Genomic DNA, 17,159 nt, shown 5'->3' with positions numbered 1-17,159 from the left:
CGTGCCATGGGCCGCCAAGGTGTTCTCCCTTCGGCGCCGCACGATGGGCTATGAAATCTTCTTCCTCGGCGGACTGCACCTTCTGCTGATCGCGGTGCTGGCGCTGTTGCCCGGCGCCGAACTGCTGCAGCCGTCGCGGCGCACGCGGGTGCAGGCCGGGCTGGCCGGGGGGCTGGCCTCGGTGCTGATCATGGTGTTCACCTGGGCGTTCGACCCCCTGTATGCCGAATTGCCCCACCCCACGGTGACGGCCGTGTGCACGGTGATGTTCGGCCCGCTGGCCGGGGCGCTGGCGGCCGGGGTCACCGCCGTCGGCTTCTGGGGGCTGTCGGCCGGGCCACTGCCTGCCGGGCTGGGCGCGATCGGCGCCGTGTTCGCCATCGGCCTGCTGTGGCGCGGGGCAAGGCAGGCGACGGGCCTGAACCTGTGGGTGGTGATCGTCGCCGTGGCCGCCTGTCTGCCGCCGTGCATGCTGTTCTGGCGCGAAGGGCTGGCGGGCTTCCTGCCGGAGGGCGACCTGATGCCCTGGCTGCAGCAGCTGCCCTGGCGCTATGGCATGGGCTTTTTGATCCTTGGCGGTGGCACGCAGCTGTTGTGCAGCCGGGCCCGGGCCCTGCAGACGCTGCGCCAGCAGGAGCAGGAGCTGCTCATGGCCCTGGATGCCACCGGGGGCGGCCGCTGGGAGTGGGATGTGCCCCAGCGCCGGTTTTCTTACCGCGGCAGCTTCTACCAGGCCTTCGGGCTGGAAGACCGCGACATCCGCCGTGGCGCTAGCACAGCGGCGCGGGATGCGAGCGACTGGCAGCGCTGGAACGAGCGCCGCCACCCGGACGACGCCGCCCGCCTGGCCACCTACCTGCAGCGCACCATGGAGGGGCACGAAGACAGTTTCAATGCCGAATTCCGCATGCAGGACATCCATGGCCGCTGGCGCTGGGTGATCGCCCGGGGCCAGGTGGCCGAGCGCGATGCACACGGCCAGCCGTTGCGCCTGGTGGGCATGGACCTCGATGTGACTTCGCTGCACGAGATGCAGGAGGCGCTGCGGCTGTCGGAGGTCAAGTACACCACCATCTACCAGATGCTGCCCGATCCCGCCGGGGTGACGCGCCTGTCCGACGGTTGCTACCTGGACGTGAACGAGGCCTTCACCGAGCTGCTGGGCTACACCCGCGAACAGGCCGTGGGCCGCACCTCGATCGAGCTCGACATCTGGGCCCATCCCGAGCAGCGTGCGCAGATGGTGGCGCTGCACCGCCGCGACGGCTACGTGGACCGCATGCCCATGGTGGCGCAGCGGGGCAACCGGCCCATTCCCGGGCTGATGTCGGCGCGGCCCGTGACGGTCTCGGGCCAGGAATGCATCGTCTTCGTGTTCCACGACATGACGGCCGAGGAGCGCAGCCGCGCTCAGTTGATGGACGCCAACCGCCTGCTGCAGCAGGCCGGCCGCATGGCCCGCATGGGCGCGTGGGAGCACATCGTCGGGGAGGGGCTGGTGTACTGGTCCGATGTCTCGTACGCCATCCACGGCCTGCCGCCCGACGCGCCGCTGCCGCGCACCGACTACCTGGAGCGGTTCGTGGTGCCGCAGTTCCGCGAGGCCCTGCGCGAGCGCTTTCGGCAATGCGTCGTGGATCAGGCCGAATGGAGCATGCAGGTGCAGATCCAGCGGGCCGACGACGGCCGGCACATCTGGGTGACCGCCAGCGCCGAGCCCGTGCTGGAAAACGGACACGTCACCCGCGTGCGGGGCGTGATCCAGGACATCGATGAATCCCGGCGCGCCACCGAGCGGCTGAGCCAGTCGGAGGACCGCTTCGCCCGCGTGTTCCGCCTCATGCCATACCCCATGGGCCTGTCGCGCCGCGCCGACGGCGCCTACATCGACGTCAACCCCGCCTGGGAGGCGATGCTGGGCATTCCCCGGGACGAGGTCATCGGCCGCACCGCCATCGAGCTGGGCATCTTCACGCCCGAGGAGCGCGCCGCGCTGCTGGAATCCGTTCAGGACCGCACCGCCATCAACGGCCTGGAGATCACGGTGCACACGCGCCACGACGGCTCGCGCACGGTGCTGCAATCCATGCATGCCACCGAGATCGACGGCGTGCCGGCCTGGCTGTTCTCGGTGCACGACATCACCGAACGCAAGCGCATGGAAGACCAGGTGCGCGAGCGCGAGGCGCTGCTGTCGCTCACCATTTCGGCCGCCTCCATCGGCCTGTGGGACTGGAACCTGCAGACCGGCACGCTCACCGGCGACCGCCGCTGGCGCGACCTGCAGGGCCTGCCGCCCGCCGCGGGCGACGCCTCGCCCGTGCACTGGACCGCCGGCATGGCGCCAGCCGACATCGAGGCCGTGACCACCGAACTGGCGCGCCATACCGCCCATCCCGCCACGCCGTTCGACGCCACCTGGCAGATCGCGCTGCCCCAGGGGCTCGGCCGCTGGGTGCGCAACCTGGGCAAGATCGTGGACCACGACGAAGCCGGCCGGCCGCAGCGCATGCTGGGCGTGGGCATCGACGTGAGCAGCCAGCGCATGCAGGAAGAACTGCTGCAGAAGCTCGCCCATTTCGATGCGCTCACCGGCCTGCCCAACCGGGTGCTGCTGGCCACGCGGCTGCAGCAGGTCATGGCGCAGGCGCGCGAGCGGGGCCGGCTGCTGGGCGTGGCCTACCTCGACCTGGACGGCTTCAAGCCGGTGAACGACCGGCTCGGCCACGATGCGGGCGACCGGCTGCTGGTGATCGTGGCCGGCCGCCTCACGCGGGCGCTGCGCCCTGTGGATTGCGTGGCGCGGCTGGGCGGCGACGAATTCGTCATCCTGCTGCCCGACCTCGCGACCCGCGCCGACGGCGAGCGCCTGCTGCGCCGGGTGATGGAAAGCGTGGCCGCGCCCTACACCCTGGGCGCCGAGCGCGTGGCGGTGACGGTGACGGCCAGCGTGGGCTACACCATCTACCCCGACGACGACGCGGACGCCGATGCCCTGCTGCGCCATGCCGATCAGGCCATGTACGCGGCCAAGCAGTCCGGGCGCAACCGCTTCCACGCCTTCGACGCCGCGCAGGAGCGCGCGTTGCAAAGCCACCGCGAACAGGGCGAGAAGGTGCGCGAGGCCATCGCGGCGGGCGAATTCGCCCTCTTCCTGCAGCCCAAGGTGGACATGCGCCTGGGCACGGTGGTGGGCGCCGAGGCCCTGGCGCGCTGGCACCACCCGCAGCGCGGCACCCTGTCGCCCGGTGCCTTCCTGCACCTGATGGACGGCACCGACCTGGAGACGGTCTTCGGCGAATGGGTGGTGGACACGGCGCTGGACTGCATCGCCGCCCTGCTGCGCGCCGGCCTGCGCCTGCCGGTGAGTATCAACATCTCGGCCCAGCACCTGCAGCGCGAAGGCTTTGCCAACTGGCTGGCCGGGCGCTTGGCGCAGCGGCCCGACGTGCCCGCGAGCCTGCTGGACATGGAGATCACCGAAAGCGCGGCGCTCTACGACATCGGCCACGTCGCGCTGCAGCTGCAGCAGTTGCGCGACCTGGGGGTGACGGTGTCGCTGGACGACTTCGGCACGGGGTATTCGTCGCTCACCTACCTGCGCCGCCTGCCCATGGACACGCTCAAGCTCGACCAGAGCTTCGTGCACGGGATGATGACCGACTCGGGCGACCTGGCCATCGTGCAGGGCGTGATCGGCCTGGCGCGGTCGTTCGGCTACTCCATCGTCGCCGAGGGCGTGGAAACCGTGGAGCAAGGGCAGATGCTGCAGCAGATGGGATGCGCGCTGGCACAGGGCTACTGCATCGCCCGGCCCATGCCGGCGGATGAACTGCCGCAGTGGCTGGCGCAATGGCAGGCGCCCGAAGGCTGGCAGCCGCGCCGCGGGCTTTGACGCCAAGCCGGTTCCGCCAGAAACCAGCCAACTTGGCACCGGACGGCGCCACGTAGCGACCGCATGCCGCGTTGAGCCTTGGATCAAAAAGGCCTTCAGCGCAATATCCACTAGGGCATATTGCTATACAAATAATAGCAATTGGCGGTATGGCGTGATTGCGATTCCAGCCAGGTGACCGGCCTGCCCCACCACGGGTAGCCGACAAGGCGCCCCATTCAACGCCCCTTTGGCTCGCGCAGCACGGCAAGCGGAGGGCCTCGCCTGGCCGGCCCCCCCCCGCTCCGGCCATTTCATTCTGAAAAACAAGAATGATTTAAATACATATAAGGCAATATTGATTAACGCCATAAGAATATTGTTGATATTTAAAATATTCATTCTCTGAATAAAATATTTTGGATATCAACTGGGATAAAGTATCGCAGGGCATTTGATTCACAAGCAGCCGGAGTGAAATTGCCTTGAATGCCATTTATTTAAATGCCATTGACACGGGGCGATTTTCGCCAGAGGAAGAATGGCGGCACCCCTGTCAATGCAAAAGTTATCAATGAATCACTGACGCTGCAACTGGCGGCTTCACCCATGGTCTGCCACGCCATGCCAATGCGGATTCCGCGCTGGCTTTCGCAAAAAAATCATTCGGAGGTATGAAGACGGTATGAACGCACTTGGTTTGATCGATCAGCAAAAACTGGGTTTGATCACCCATCACGACATCGATGCATTTGCAGTCGATGGCGTGGAAATCGATATTGTCCTGTCAGGCATCTGCGGCACCGACCTGGCGGTCTTGTCCGGCCGGGAGGAAGGGAAAATCGGCGTAGTTCGCGGTCACGAGGCAGTCGGTGTGATCACCAGGGTGGGCGCAGGCGTCAAATACCTGCGCCCCGGAATGCGGGTGGTGGTGGATCCCAACGAATACTGCGGAACCTGTGAATTCTGTGCCTCCGGCCAAACCCACCTTTGCAATGGCGGCGCCAATGCAACGCTGAATATCGCGGGGGTCAACAAGCATGGCACCTTTGCCGAACGCTTCACCACCCGCGAGCGGTTCGTCTATCCCCTGCCGGACGACATGCGCTGGGAGACTGGCGTGTTGATCGAACCCGTCGCCTGCATTTTGAACAACATCGACCAGGCAGCGATTCAGGCAGGCCAAAGGGTTTTGCTGCTCGGCTCCGGCCCCATGAGCCTGGTCGCACAACTGCTTTTGCGCGCGATGGGCGTTCAGACCCTCGCCACCGATCTGAATCCACATCGGATCGCATTCGGCCGTTCGCTCGGATTGGAGGTCATGCACCCCGACGACCTCGAGGCCCGCATGCAGCAAGGCCATGTGGACGCCGCCATCGATACCGTTGGCAATCAGCTCGGCACGGCCGCTCGATACATTCGCCGGGGCGGAAAAATCGTCCTTTTCGGATTCAACGGCAATTATCAGTACCCGCTGCCCGTCAAGCATTTTCTTGTCAACGCCATCAGCATTATTTCAGCTGGCGAATACAACCAGCATTTTCCCCGCGCACTGCGCATGGCAAAAATGCTGCCCGAACTGGGCCGATTGGTAACGCACCGCTACGGACTGGAGGCTTACGCCGCGGCATTCGATGGGTTATTGAATGATCCGTCTGTGCCCACGATCAAGGGCGTGTTCACGCCGAACCCGCAATACCTTTAAACCCCAGCCAGCCATCAAAAAACCAAAGGGAGTTATCGTGAAGGTTACTGTATTCAGCCAGATTTCCATCGACGGCAAATTGACGTTGGGGGGCAATGGGGCATCGAGCAAGGCGCTGTTCCAGCGTTTCAACGATGACGACATGCGCTTCATCCATAAATTTCGCGGCGAGGTGGACGCCATCATGGTCGGCCGCAAAACCATCGTCACTGACGATCCCCAGTTGACCAACCGTTATGAGGCCGGGCGCAACCCCATCCGCATCATTCCGACGACATCGCTGGACTTTCCCGTGTCCGCCAAGGTCCTGAGTTCGCCTGAAGAAACCATCATCGCCACGACGGAGCAAGCGCGCGACCACGAGATGGTGGAGCAGATTCGCGCCCAGGGAAAGGAAGTGATTTTCGTCGGTGCATCGCAGGTGGATTTCAAGCTGCTTTTCCCTTTGCTGGAAGCGCGCGGAATCAGGCACATCATGGTCGAGGGCGGTGGCCAGTTGAATTGGCAGATTTTCGATCTCGACCTGGTGGACGAAATCATCCTCATGCAGTTGCCCATCATCATCGGCGGCTCGGAAACGACCACGCTGACGGATGGCGAAGGTTATCGGAACATCGAAATGACCAAGTCATTCAAGCTGCATGCCTTCGATGCGCGCTCCAACTACAACCTCATGCATTTCAAGCGCGAGCTGGCACCGCAAAGGACGCATTGATGCCGGAAATCCGCGCCGTTATTTTCGATATGGATGGGGTACTGGTCGACAGCGAACCCCTTTATATGGAGCAGGAAAGGCTTTCCTACGCCCGCTACGGCGTGGCCCTCGACACGGCAGGGCTGTCGCGTTTCGTGGGAACCACGCAGCAGTATATGTGGAGCACCATCAAGGCGGAGCATGGGTTGGCCGAACCGCTGGATTTCTTGATGGCACAACACCAAAAGCAGGTGGTTCGGGCCATGGGCATGGCCCCCCTTTCGGCCATGCCCGGGGTGCCGGATTTTCTCGTCAAGTTGAAAGAAGCGGAAATACCTTGCGCCGTGGCTTCGTCTTCGCCCGCTGAACTGGTGGGAGTCATTTTGCGGAAAACCGCACTGCTGCCTTTTTTCGATCGTGTGGTGTGTGGAACGGACGTCAAAAACAGCAAGCCCGACCCCGAAATCTTTCTTTTGGCTGCCGGCCGGCTGGGTGTCGCTCCCCACGAATGTGCGGTGATCGAAGATTCAAGCCACGGTGTGGCCGCTGCCAAAGCCGCGGGCATGTTCTGCATCGGATTCGTCAACCCCCATTCGGGACTTCAGGATTTGAGCGCGGCGGATCGGCATGTGCGCCACCATGACGAGATCACGAAGTGGTTTCTTGAGCAATGAAAATGAAAAAATTCAACATCGCGGATTTGAACTGGATCAATCCACCGGCGTCGTCTTCCATCACCGATCAGGAAATCGTCATTCGCACCACCCCGGATACGGATTTTTGGCAGGGTACCTATTACGGGCTGGAATACGACAACGCACCTGCGCTCGTCCTTTCCAGCGAGGAACCATTCTGGACCCTGAAGGCCAAGGTTGCCTTCGATTCCAAAGTGCACTTCGACCAATGCGGCCTGTTCATCTACCAGGACAAAAATACCTGGATGAAGAGCGGTATCGAATACCAGAGCAACGGTTTTCAGCAATTGTTCGCCGTCGTGACCAACCATGGTTTTTCAGACTGGTCCATGGCCAACTATGACCGGACCACGCAAACCATGCATTACCGGCTGAGCCGAAGGGGCAGCGATTTTCTACTTGAAAACTCCTCCGACGGAATCCGCTTCAGCATGATGCGCATGTTCCATTTATTCCATGCGCAAGGCGCTGTTCGATTCGGGTTCTTCGCCAGCAGCCCGGGCGACTCGTCATTCGAGGCGCATTTCTCGGAAATCGAGTGGACGGAATGCCTCTGGAAAGAACACGGTTCCACCCGCTTCTGAGACAGCAGCCATACCCATATCCCTATTCACCATGAAAACTTCAGTCGATCAGAACCGCCGCGCGCTTTACGTCTGCTACGCGGCCATGATGTGCTTGGCCATTGCCCTGAACTTTCTGCCGGTGTACCTGACCACGTTCAGCGACACCTTCGGGAAACAGGGCGGGCTGACCGCGGAGCAGCTGGGGCGAATCCCGGCCATCATGTTTCTCAGCTTCATCATTGCCATCTTGGTGACCGGGCCTTTGGCGGACCGAGGCGATGCCAAGCGGATCATTCTTTTTGGGCTCATCACCACCACCGCCGGCTTGGTCTTGGTCGGCTTTGCCCCTTCCTACGCCTTTTTGCTGTTTGCCGTCGCCGTGATGGGATTCGGCGCTGGCGTGCTGGACATGATCCTCAGTCCCATCGTGGTCGCACTCCAGCCCGAACGCCGCAGCGCGGCCATGAATTGGCTGCATGCGTTTTTCTGCGTCGGGGCGGTGGGTGCCGTGCTGATTGCCAGCATCGGCCTGAAATGGGACGTGTCGTGGCGCATGGTTGCTCTGGGCATCACGATCGCGCCGATCGTCACCTTCCTGCTGTTTCTCGGATTGAGGCTGCCGCCCCTGATCCAGGAAGACGCGCAACGGGAAGCCATGCCCCAGCTGATCAAGCAGCCCTACTTCATCGCGTGCCTGATCGCCATCTTTCTCGGGGGCGCCACGGAAACGGGGCTGTCGCAATGGCTACCCACCTATGCGGAGCAGGGGCTGGGGTATTCGAAGGAAGTGGGCGGCTTTGCGCTGGCCGGGTTTTCCGTCGGCATGGCACTCGGCAGAATGGCCGCGGCCCTGCTGCATGAACGCATTGCGCCGATTTCCCTGATGCTGGGCTGCTGTGCCGTGACCATCGGTCTTTTCTTCATCATCAGCTTTCCGCCAAGCCCGGCCGTGGCCATCGCCGCCAGCATTGCCGCTGGGTTTTCGGGCAGTTGCCTGTGGCCCACGATGCTGGCCATCACGGCGGACGCCTACCCTCGCGGTGGGGCGACCATGTTCGGTGTGCTGACCGCTTTCGGCAATGCCGGATGCAGCCTGATACCCTGGCTGGTGGGCATCATCATCGAATACTCGGAAATACACATCGGGCTGCTGGCCGTCGCGCTCTGTCCGGCGGGCATGATCGGCTTGCTCTTGTGGATGTCTCGGCGGTCGCGCAGGCAGGCACCGGCCCTGGCGCATTGACGCAAAAGCCGGTTTCCCCTATCGGCCACCCGGTGCGGTGGCCTCCATCTTCTGGCGAATCGGTCCGTCAGCCCACCAGTTCCTTCACCTGCTGCAGCGCCGCCGGGTCTTCCATCGTGGTGAGGTCGCCCGGGTCGCGCCGCTCAGCCACGGCCTGCAGGGCGCGGCGCAGCAGCTTGCCGCTGCGCGTCTTGGGCAGTGCCGCCACGAAATGCACGCGCGCCGGCCGCGCCACGGCGCCCAGGCGCTGGGCCACCTGCTGCATCACCTCGCCCTCCAGCCGCAGGCGCGCCGCGTCGTCCGCCACCGCCGCCGCATCGCGCACCACGGCGAACGCCATGGCCACCTGGCCCTTGAGCGCATCGGCCACGCCCACCACCGCCACCTCGGCGATCTGCGGGTGGCCGGCGATGCTCTCCTCGATCTCGCGCGTGCCCAGGCGGTGGCCGGCCACATTGATCACGTCGTCGGTGCGCCCCAGGACGAAGTAGTAGCCATCGGCGTCGCGGATGCCCCAGTCGAAGGTGCTGTAGCGCATGGGGCCGGGCAGGCTTTGCCAGTACGTCTGCACGAAGCGCTCGTCATCGCGCCACACGGTCTGCAGGCAACCCGGAGGGAGCGGCCCTTCGATGGCGAGCACGCCCTTCTGGTCGGGCCCGGTGAGTTCCTCGCCCGTGGCCTCGTCGATCAGCTTCACGTCGTAGCCGTACATCGCCCGGCCTGGGCTGCCCAGGCGCGCCGCCTGCGGCTCCACGCCGCGAACCAGGGTGAGGATGGGCCAGCCGGTTTCAGTCTGCCAGTAGTTGTCGATCACGGGCACGCCCAGCGCCTGGGCGATCCACTCGGCCGTGGGCGCGTCCAGCGGCTCGCCCGCCAGCCACAGGCCCTGCAGGCTGGACACGTCGTGCCGGCGCAGAAAGGCCGGGTCCTGCTTCTTGAGCACCCGCACCGCCGTCGGCGCCGAGAACATGTGCGTGACGCGGTACTTTTCCACCAGGCCCCACCACACGCCCGCATCGGGCCGGGTGGGCAGGCCTTCGTACACCAGCGTGGCCATGCCGGCGATCAGCGGGCCATAGACGATGTAGCTGTGGCCCACCACCCAGCCGATGTCGCTGGTGGCGAAGAACACGCCCGGGTTCGCAGCGGCGTCTTCGGCCGCTGCCCCGCACTCTTCAGCGCGCACGCCGAAGATGTGCCGCATGCTGGCCGCCAGCGCCACCGCATAGCCGCCCGTGTCGCGCTGCACGCCCTTCGGCCGGCCGGTGGTGCCGCTGGTGTACAGCGTGTAGCTGGGGTGCGTGGCGTCCACCCATTCGCAAGGAACCTCGGCATGCAGGTGCTGCTCGCGCAGCGCCGCCCAGTCGTGGTCGCGGCCGGCCTGCCGGGCCATGGGCGCCAGGCCCCGGTCGATCAGCAGCACGGCGGCGGGCTGGTGGCGCGACTGGGCGATGGCCTCGTCCAGCAGCGGCTTGTAGGGCACCACCTTGCCGCCACGCGATCCCGCGTCGGCGCTCACGATGGCCACGGGCTCGGCATCGTCGATGCGCGTGGCGAGCGACGCGGCCGCGAAACCGCCGAACACCACGGAGTGCAGCGCGCCGATGCGCACGCAGGCCAGCATGGCGAACACCGCCTCGGCCACCATGGGCATGTAGATCAGCACGCGGTCGCCCTGCCCCACGCCCAGCGACCGCAGCGCGGCCGCCATGCGCTGCACCTCGACATGCAGTTCGGCAAAGGAATAGGTGCGCTCGGTGTTCGTCTCGGTGGAGACGGCGATCAGCGCCGGCTGGTCGGCCCGGCGGGCCAGGTGGCGGTCCACCGCGTTGTGGCACAGGTTGCTGGTGCCCCCCACGAACCACCGCGCGAACGGCGGATGGCTGGAATCGCAGATCTGCTTCGGCGGGGTGTGCCAGTCGATCAGGCGGGCCTGCTCGGCCCAGAAGGCGTCGCGGTCGTCGAGGGACCGGCGATGGAAGTCGGCGTAACGGGGCATGGCTTGTCTCCTTGGGATCGTTCTTTTGCCAGGACCGCGCCATTCTGCCCACGGATCCCGACGCCGCCCTGACGGCGCTGCGGCCGGCCCCCCTGACCACCACGCGCCCCGCCCACTGTCGCAATGGAGCGAATTCCGCCATGCGAGGCGGCATGCTCTCGTTTGCCCTCCCCACCTTGGCGCACGGCCCACCTACACTTTGAAACATCGGGCAAGGGCATCCACCCCAGTCACCCGAGGCCCCATTTCCCATTTCCTCTGGCTCAGCGTCCTGGAAGGCACCTTCATGACACCCACCCGTTTCACCATCGGCCGCCGCCTGGCACTCGTGCTCGGCACCATCCTGGTGCTGTTTCTGGTCAGTTGCCTGTACGGCATCGTCCAGCTCCGGGCCGTCACGCAAGAGATGAACACCATGCTCAACACGTCGCTGGCGAAGGAGCGGGCTGCCAGCGACTGGTATCGCAACATCACCAACGGCGCGCAGCGCGTGGCCGCCATCGCCAAGAGCAGCGATCCCTCGCTGGCGGACTTCTTCGCCGCCACCGCGGCCGAGTCGAGCAAGCAGTCGTCGGCGCTGCAGCAGCAGATCGAGAAGATGCTGGACAGCGACGCCGAGAGGGCGCTGTTCGCGCAGATCGGAGAGAACCGCAAGGCGTACCTTTCCACCCGCGACGAGGTGTCGCGCCTCAAGAAGGAAGGCAATGCCGAGGCCACGGCCCGGGCGTTCTCCGAACGTTACGAGCCAGCGTCCGTCAACCTGCAAAAGACCATGGCCAGGATGGCCGACCTGCAGCGCAGCGAGCTGGACGCGGCGGGCGAGCGCATCCGCGCGGCCAGCCAGGCCGCCACCGGCTTGCTGACGGCCTTGTGCGTGGGCTCGCTGCTGCTGGCGGCGCTGCTGGCCTGGCGCCTGACGGTCAGCATCACGCGGCCGCTGGCCGAAGCGCGCCAGGTGGCCGAGCAGATCGCGGCCATGGACCTCACCGGCCAGGACCACGGCCGCCACGCCACCGACGAAACCGGCATGCTGCTGCGCGCCCTGGCCTCCATGCGCGGTGCGCTCGAAGCTCGCTGATGGAGGTGCGCAACGTCGCCGACTCCATCGCCACCGCCACGCGTGAGATCGCCACCGGCAACGCCGATCTTAGCCAGCGCACCGAACAGACTGCGAGCAACCTGCAGGAAACCGCCAGTTCCATGGAAGAGCTGACCGCCACCGTGCGCCAGTCGGCCGACTCCGCCGCCACCGCCAACAAGCTCGCCAGCTCGGCTGCCGAAGTGGCCGCGCGCGGCGGGCAGGTGGTGACCCAGGTCGTCTCCACCATGGACGAGATCAACCAGAGCTCGCGCAAGATCAGCGACATCATCGGCGTGATCGACGGCATCGCCTTCCAGACCAATATCCTGGCGCTGAATGCCGCCGTCGAGGCCGCACGGGCCGGCGAGCAGGGCCGCGGCTTCGCGGTGGTGGCCAGCGAGGTGCGCAGCCTGGCCGGCCGCTCGGCCGACGCGGCCAAGGAGATCAAAGCCCTCATCGGCAACTCGGTCGAGAAAGTGGCGGCAGGCTCCCGCCTGGTGCAGGACGCAGGCACGACCATGGAAGAGATCGTGAACAGCGTGCAGCGCGTGAGCGACATCATCGGAGAGATCACCGCCGCCACCTCCGAGCAGTCGGACGGCATCCGCCAGGTGAACACCGCCGTCAACCAACTCGACCAGATGACCCAGCAGAACGCGGCCCTGGTGGAGGAATCCGCGGCCGCCGCGGAAAGCCTGAACGACCAGGCCAGCAGCCTGGCGGCGACGGTGGCGCGGTTCCGGCTCAATGCGATGGGCAGCGCGGGCGTGGCGCGCGGGGCGCTTGGTTCGCCCTCGGGGGCTGGCGTGCCGCGGCTTCAATGAGGGAGCGCGGGGGCCGTTTCAGATCGGCGCACGAATCGCTCGGCTGGCGATGGAGCGCATGGAAAGGGAATGTCGGCCTCCTGGCGGTGACGGTTCTCCACGACTCGGGGCGCATGGTGCCGATGTCGGCCTGGTGACAACACCCTTGCCAACACCGCACGCCATCGAGGCGCCGGACTTAGGGCCTGGCCAGCGTTTTCAGTAGCTGCTCTTGCATGGCGTCCACTGCCGCCGAGTGCCTGGATGCCTTGCTGCGCAGCGCGGCCACTTCCATGGAAATCAAGGGGGGCAGCTCGAATCCCGCGGGCAGGTTCTGCAATACCTGGAGATGGGCAGGCACGCTGCAGCGGGTAAAGACCGCGACGGCAAGGCCGCTTTCCACCGCAGCCAGTTGTCCTGCCAGACTCGAGCTGTGGTACACGACGCGGTAGGCACGGCGATGGGCCGCGAGGCTGGACAGCGCCGCGGTCCTAGCCATGCTGCCTTCCTCGTAGACGGCAATGGGCAGCGGGGTCTTGCGCCACACCTCATGCTGCGCAGCGCCGGCCCAGACCAAGGGCTCCTGAAAGAGAAGCCGGCCCCGTTGCGGCTTGTCGCGGGACACGAGCGCCAGGTCCAATTCACCCCGCACGACCTTGGGAATGAGCGAAGTGGATTGCTCGCAGGTCAGCTCGATCTCCACCCCCAGGTAGCGGCCCGCGAAGCTGCGCAACACCGGCGTCAGGTAGGTCGATGCATAGTCATCGGGAACGCCGAGTCGCACGCGTCCGGACAAGTCCGGCCCGAAAAGCGCCGTCTGTGCTTCCGTCTGAAGGGCCAGCATGCGGCGCGCATAGCCCAGCAGCTCGGCGCCCGCCGGCGTCAGCTGCAGGTGGCGAGGCCCGCGCAGCAGCACCGGCCGTTCCAAGGCGGCCTCCAGTTTCTTGATCTGCATGCTCACGGCCGCCTGTGAACGGTGAACCAGGGGTGCTGCCGCCGAGAGCGATCCCGCATCCACCACCGCCACAAAGGCGCGCAGCCAGTCGATTTGCAGATCGGGATAAGTCATTGAATGCTTTCGATGCTTGTTGAATTCGATTGTCGAATATCAGGCTATCGAACTATTTGCTTTACGGCAATCCGCCGCGGCATGAGCATCGGGGCATGGACCACAAGCCTTCCGTCACGTTTCAACCATCGCGCCCCATTGAGGTCGGCGCTTGCGCCAAGCGGGAAGCACGGGGCCAATGGCTGATGATCGCCGGGGGCGTGCTGCTGGGCACCGTCGGCGTGTTCGTCGAAGAGGCGAATCAACACCCTTTGGTGACCGTGCTGTTTCGCTGCGCATTCGGAGCGTTGGCGTTGCTGGCATGGGGCGTCGCCACGGGCCGAACCCGAGAGCTTCGCCTGCGCGGTCGCAGTGGGTGGATCGTCTGCGCGACGGGCTGCCTGATGGTCGTGAACTGGGCGCTGTTCTTTGCCGCCATACCGCGCACGTCGATTGCCGTCGCGACGGTGGTCTTCCACATTCAGCCGGTGTGGATCATGGTGTTCGGTGCGCTGGTGCTGCGCGAGCATGTCACTGCGGCGCAGAAAGCCGCAACCGCCGTGGCATTGGGCGGTCTGGTCTTGACGACCGGCCTGTGGGGCGGTGGCTCCGTGGCCGGCGCGTCCGGGTCCGGCTACCTGACGGGCCTGCTGATGTGCCTGGGAGGATCGCTCAGCTACGCCGGCGTGACGATCATCGCCAAGACAGAGAAGGTTGTCACCCCGTTCGCACTGGCGTGGTGGCAGTGCGCGGTGGGGATGCTGGTGCTGCTGTGGGTCCCATGGGCGCATGGCTGGCCCTCGGACGCCGCCGCATGGGCCTGGCTGGCCGGACTGGGCGTGCTGCATACCGGTCTGGCCTATGCGATTTTGTTCACGGGAATGGCCTGCCTGACTCTGGGCAGGGTCGCCGTGTTGCAGTATGTCTATCCATTGACGGCAGGGAGCCTCTCACAACCCCATGTTTGACGAATCCGAATAGGGAGGAGTGGGCGCCAGTAGCCGTTTGAGCGTGATGAGGCCCAGCAACGGTCTGCGCCTGGGTGCATGAGGGGCCTTGCAGGCCCGGTGGCTCAGGCTTTCACCGTTTGCAGGCGCACTTGTGCCTTGCCAGTGGCGGGCTTGAAGAAAGCATCCACGCCCCGATGCAGGAACCAGGCCAGTCGCTTCATGTTGTAGCAGGCGGCCATCATCGTCATCCCCACCGTGGCGCGCGCCTGTCCGATGGTGCGCACGAACTTGCCCCCCAGGTGGCGGATACCGGCGAACACGTGCTCCACCTTGGCTCGTTTCTTTGCGATGCGCTGGTTGCGCCCCTTCTGGCATTCGCTCTGTGGTCGGCCCGCCTGCGCACGGCGCTGCATCGCATCCACGAATCCCAGCACTTTCAGCATCTGGCACCTTTGGCGGCTCGGGTAGGCTTTGTCCGCATGCACTGCCCGCCCGGTGTTGTGCATGTCCAGCACCTCATCGAAGTGGTGCCCGTCGTGCTCGCTGGCCGTGCCCGTGGCGAGGCGGCGGATGAAGCCGTGCTTGAGGTCCACGCTCACGCTGAGCTTGTAGCCGAAGTGGCTTTTGCCGTGCTTCTTCGTGTGCGTGGCCTCCACATCCTTTTGCCTGCGTCGCGCTTGGCTCCAGTCCGGCTGCCCGCCTTGTGCCAGCGTTCGCCGCTCCTGCTGGCCGATGTGCTGTCGGGGCGCGGGCACCAGCGTGGCATCAATGGCTTGCCCGCCCCGGGCGATGTAGCCGTGGCGCTGCAGTTGGGCATCCACCCCCTGGAACAAGGCCGTTGCCCCGCCCACGCCAAGGCGCTCGCCAAAGCGCCAGATCGTGTTGCGGTCCGGCACGTTCATCGCATCCTGCAACAGGCAAAACCGCTGGTAGCTCCCCCGGTCCAGCAACTGATACTCCATCTGCTCATCGGACAGGTTGTACAGCCGCTTCAACACCAGGATGCGCACCATCACCTCGGTGGGGTAGGCGGGCCGACCGCCCCGGCGGCCACCCCCGCGTTCGATCAAGGCATCCACCAGCCGGGCCAGTTCTGCGAAGTCGATGTGCCGCGCGATCACCTGCAGCGGATCGCCCACCTCATCTCTCTTGTGTTGGCGCGAGGCCTCAGCGAACAGGTCGAACTTCAGGGCGCTACGGGGAGTGATCATGGCAAAGGATGGAGCACGCATTCTCGATCAACAAGGGACCGGATGGGTTTTGAGAGGTTCCCGGCAGTGCTGCTGGACTGGGCGGTCTATGGCCGGATGCTGAGCGCGACCCAACTGGCAGGCGTCGGCCTGATGGCTCTGGCGCTCTTCGTCATCAAGACCCGATAGCCCGGTCACGCGACTTGGACCGGAGCGCGCCCGCATGCCGCGCCAGGAGTCCTCTCGCGAAGATGTTTTGGCGGCCGACTTCTGCCGACACGCCCGTCAGAGGCCATTCGCCAGGCTTTGCAGATGGAGGAACCCGGCAGCTTCTGCGAACCTGCAGGGTTGCAGTGGCACGGGCACCGCCCTGCCCGGCTCATGGCTGCCCGTCGAACGACTCCACACTGTCTGGCAGGCCCACCCAATCGTGACGACGCCGTGTCCAAATCTGGCGCTGCGGGGTGCCCAGTTCCTGCCGTTGCTTCAAAGTGCCGATCCGCAACGAGTAGGACTGCGGATTCTCGAGCGCACAGGCATACAGCGAACTCCCGCAGACTTCGCAAAACGCAAGCAGGCGCTGGTTGCCGCTGGCGGCCGTCTTGGTGTAGGTGCGGGGCTGCCCCTTGATCAGCCGGAAACCGTCTGCCGGCGCGGCGATGTTTGCCCAGAAGGCGGAGCCGGATTGGGCTTGGCAGTCCGCGCAGTGGCAGACCGTCGTGGTGCCGGGCTGTACCTGCGCTTCGTATTCGATGGCGCCGCAGTAGCAACTTCCTTCAACCTTCATCGTTGGCTCCTTCGGCCGTGGTGTCGGATTGCCACTTCATTCCTGCGGCAGATGGCACACCGCTTCCACGTTGTGGCCATCCGGCGCGATGACGAAAGCGGCGTAATAGTGCGGGTGGTAGTGCAAGCGCAGTCCGGGAGGGCCATTGTCCCGGCCCCCGGCTTCGATCGCCGCACGATGGAACGCGTCGACCTGGCGCCGGCTTTCTGCCGTGAAAGCCAAGTGCAGCGGGCTCGGCCGGTCCTCCGCATCGTAGATCCAGAGCGAGGGTTTGCCGTTCTTGCCAAGGCCCGCCCCGTGCGGCCCCTTCATGGCGACGGCGATCCCCAGGGGCGCCAGGGCGCGCAGGAAGAAGGACGCACTGGCCTCGCTGTCGCTGGCGCGGATACCGATGTGGTCGAACATGAGAACTCCCGTTCGGGGATGTGAGGGTGGAGGCCGGCCCCTTCGGCCCCGTTTCCGCTAAGCCGGACCAAGCGGTTGTAGCGGCTGGCTTGCCAATCTGCATTGCGGCAGATCAATTC

Annotated in this window: 13 protein-coding genes and 1 pseudogene; 9 read left to right on the top strand and 5 right to left on the bottom strand. The window is 65.2% G+C overall.

Going from position 1 to position 17,159, the window contains the following annotated elements:
- Position 1: 1 nt before the first annotated feature.
- The 6 genes from M5C96_RS11795 (at position 2) to M5C96_RS11770 (ending at position 8,777) form a co-directional block, all read left to right on the top strand.
- Positions 2-3,895: a sensor domain-containing protein gene (locus tag M5C96_RS11795; protein ID WP_336297895.1), complete on the top strand. Its 3,894-nt coding sequence runs from the start codon at positions 2-4 to the stop codon at positions 3,893-3,895.
- A gap of 664 nt (positions 3,896-4,559) precedes the next feature.
- Positions 4,560-5,579 (top strand): zinc-dependent alcohol dehydrogenase, encoded by a 1,020-nt coding sequence (locus M5C96_RS11790; RefSeq protein WP_272569275.1) that lies wholly within the window; start codon positions 4,560-4,562, stop codon positions 5,577-5,579.
- 37 nt (positions 5,580-5,616) lie between these two features.
- Positions 5,617-6,294 (top strand): dihydrofolate reductase family protein, encoded by a 678-nt coding sequence (locus M5C96_RS11785; RefSeq protein WP_272569274.1) that lies wholly within the window; start codon positions 5,617-5,619, stop codon positions 6,292-6,294.
- On the top strand, positions 6,294-6,947 hold the full coding sequence (locus tag M5C96_RS11780) for an HAD family hydrolase (protein WP_272569273.1): 654 nt from the start codon (positions 6,294-6,296) through the stop codon (positions 6,945-6,947). The genes M5C96_RS11785 and M5C96_RS11780 overlap by 1 nt, the downstream gene beginning before the upstream one ends.
- A gap of 2 nt (positions 6,948-6,949) precedes the next feature.
- The gene (locus M5C96_RS11775; RefSeq protein ID WP_272569272.1) at positions 6,950-7,552 is read left to right on the top strand and encodes a DUF1349 domain-containing protein; all 603 of its coding nucleotides are present in this window, start codon (positions 6,950-6,952) and stop codon (positions 7,550-7,552) included.
- 31 nt (positions 7,553-7,583) lie between these two features.
- The gene (locus M5C96_RS11770) at positions 7,584-8,777 is read left to right on the top strand and encodes an MFS transporter (RefSeq protein ID WP_272569271.1); all 1,194 of its coding nucleotides are present in this window, start codon (positions 7,584-7,586) and stop codon (positions 8,775-8,777) included.
- Between the two features lie 67 nt (positions 8,778-8,844).
- Here M5C96_RS11770 and M5C96_RS11765 read toward each other — a convergent pair whose 3' ends face one another.
- Positions 8,845-10,776 carry a propionate--CoA ligase gene (locus M5C96_RS11765; protein ID WP_272569269.1) on the bottom strand — a complete coding sequence of 644 codons (1,932 nt, stop codon included), beginning with the start codon at positions 10,774-10,776 and terminating at the stop codon, positions 8,845-8,847.
- Between the two features lie 286 nt (positions 10,777-11,062).
- Between M5C96_RS11765 and M5C96_RS11760 the strand changes: the two are divergent.
- A pseudogene (locus M5C96_RS11760) lies at positions 11,063-12,681 on the top strand (methyl-accepting chemotaxis protein).
- A gap of 178 nt (positions 12,682-12,859) precedes the next feature.
- Here the strand turns inward: M5C96_RS11760 and M5C96_RS11755 are convergent.
- Positions 12,860-13,729 (bottom strand): LysR family transcriptional regulator, encoded by an 870-nt coding sequence (locus M5C96_RS11755; RefSeq protein ID WP_272569268.1) that lies wholly within the window; start codon positions 13,727-13,729, stop codon positions 12,860-12,862.
- Positions 13,730-13,824: 95 nt separating this feature from the next.
- Here M5C96_RS11755 and M5C96_RS11750 point away from each other — a divergent pair, with 95 nt between their 5' ends.
- Positions 13,825-14,676 carry a DMT family transporter gene (locus M5C96_RS11750; RefSeq protein WP_272569267.1) on the top strand — a complete coding sequence of 284 codons (852 nt, stop codon included), beginning with the start codon at positions 13,825-13,827 and terminating at the stop codon, positions 14,674-14,676.
- Positions 14,677-14,780: 104 nt separating this feature from the next.
- Here M5C96_RS11750 and M5C96_RS11745 read toward each other — a convergent pair whose 3' ends face one another.
- Entirely contained in the window at positions 14,781-15,866 is a 1,086-nt protein-coding gene (locus tag M5C96_RS11745) for an IS5 family transposase (RefSeq protein ID WP_272569564.1), read from the bottom strand.
- Between the two features lie 45 nt (positions 15,867-15,911).
- Between M5C96_RS11745 and M5C96_RS11740 the strand changes: the two genes are divergently transcribed.
- A complete protein-coding gene (locus M5C96_RS11740; RefSeq protein ID WP_272569266.1) occupies positions 15,912-16,037 on the top strand; it encodes a hypothetical protein in 126 nt (41 codons plus the stop codon).
- Positions 16,038-16,227: 190 nt separating this feature from the next.
- Here M5C96_RS11740 and M5C96_RS11735 read toward each other — a convergent pair whose 3' ends face one another.
- Positions 16,228-16,635 carry a GFA family protein gene (locus M5C96_RS11735; protein ID WP_272569265.1) on the bottom strand — a complete coding sequence of 136 codons (408 nt, stop codon included), beginning with the start codon at positions 16,633-16,635 and terminating at the stop codon, positions 16,228-16,230.
- A gap of 36 nt (positions 16,636-16,671) precedes the next feature.
- Complete coding sequence (locus M5C96_RS11730) at positions 16,672-17,040, bottom strand: VOC family protein (RefSeq protein WP_272569263.1); 369 nt, start codon at positions 17,038-17,040, stop codon at positions 16,672-16,674.
- Positions 17,041-17,159 lie beyond the last annotated feature (119 nt).

It is taken from the genome of Acidovorax sp. GBBC 1281 (assembly GCF_028473645.1).
Lineage (GTDB): Bacteria > Pseudomonadota > Gammaproteobacteria > Burkholderiales > Burkholderiaceae_C > Paracidovorax.
This window is presented reverse-complemented; position numbering and strand designations above follow the sequence as displayed.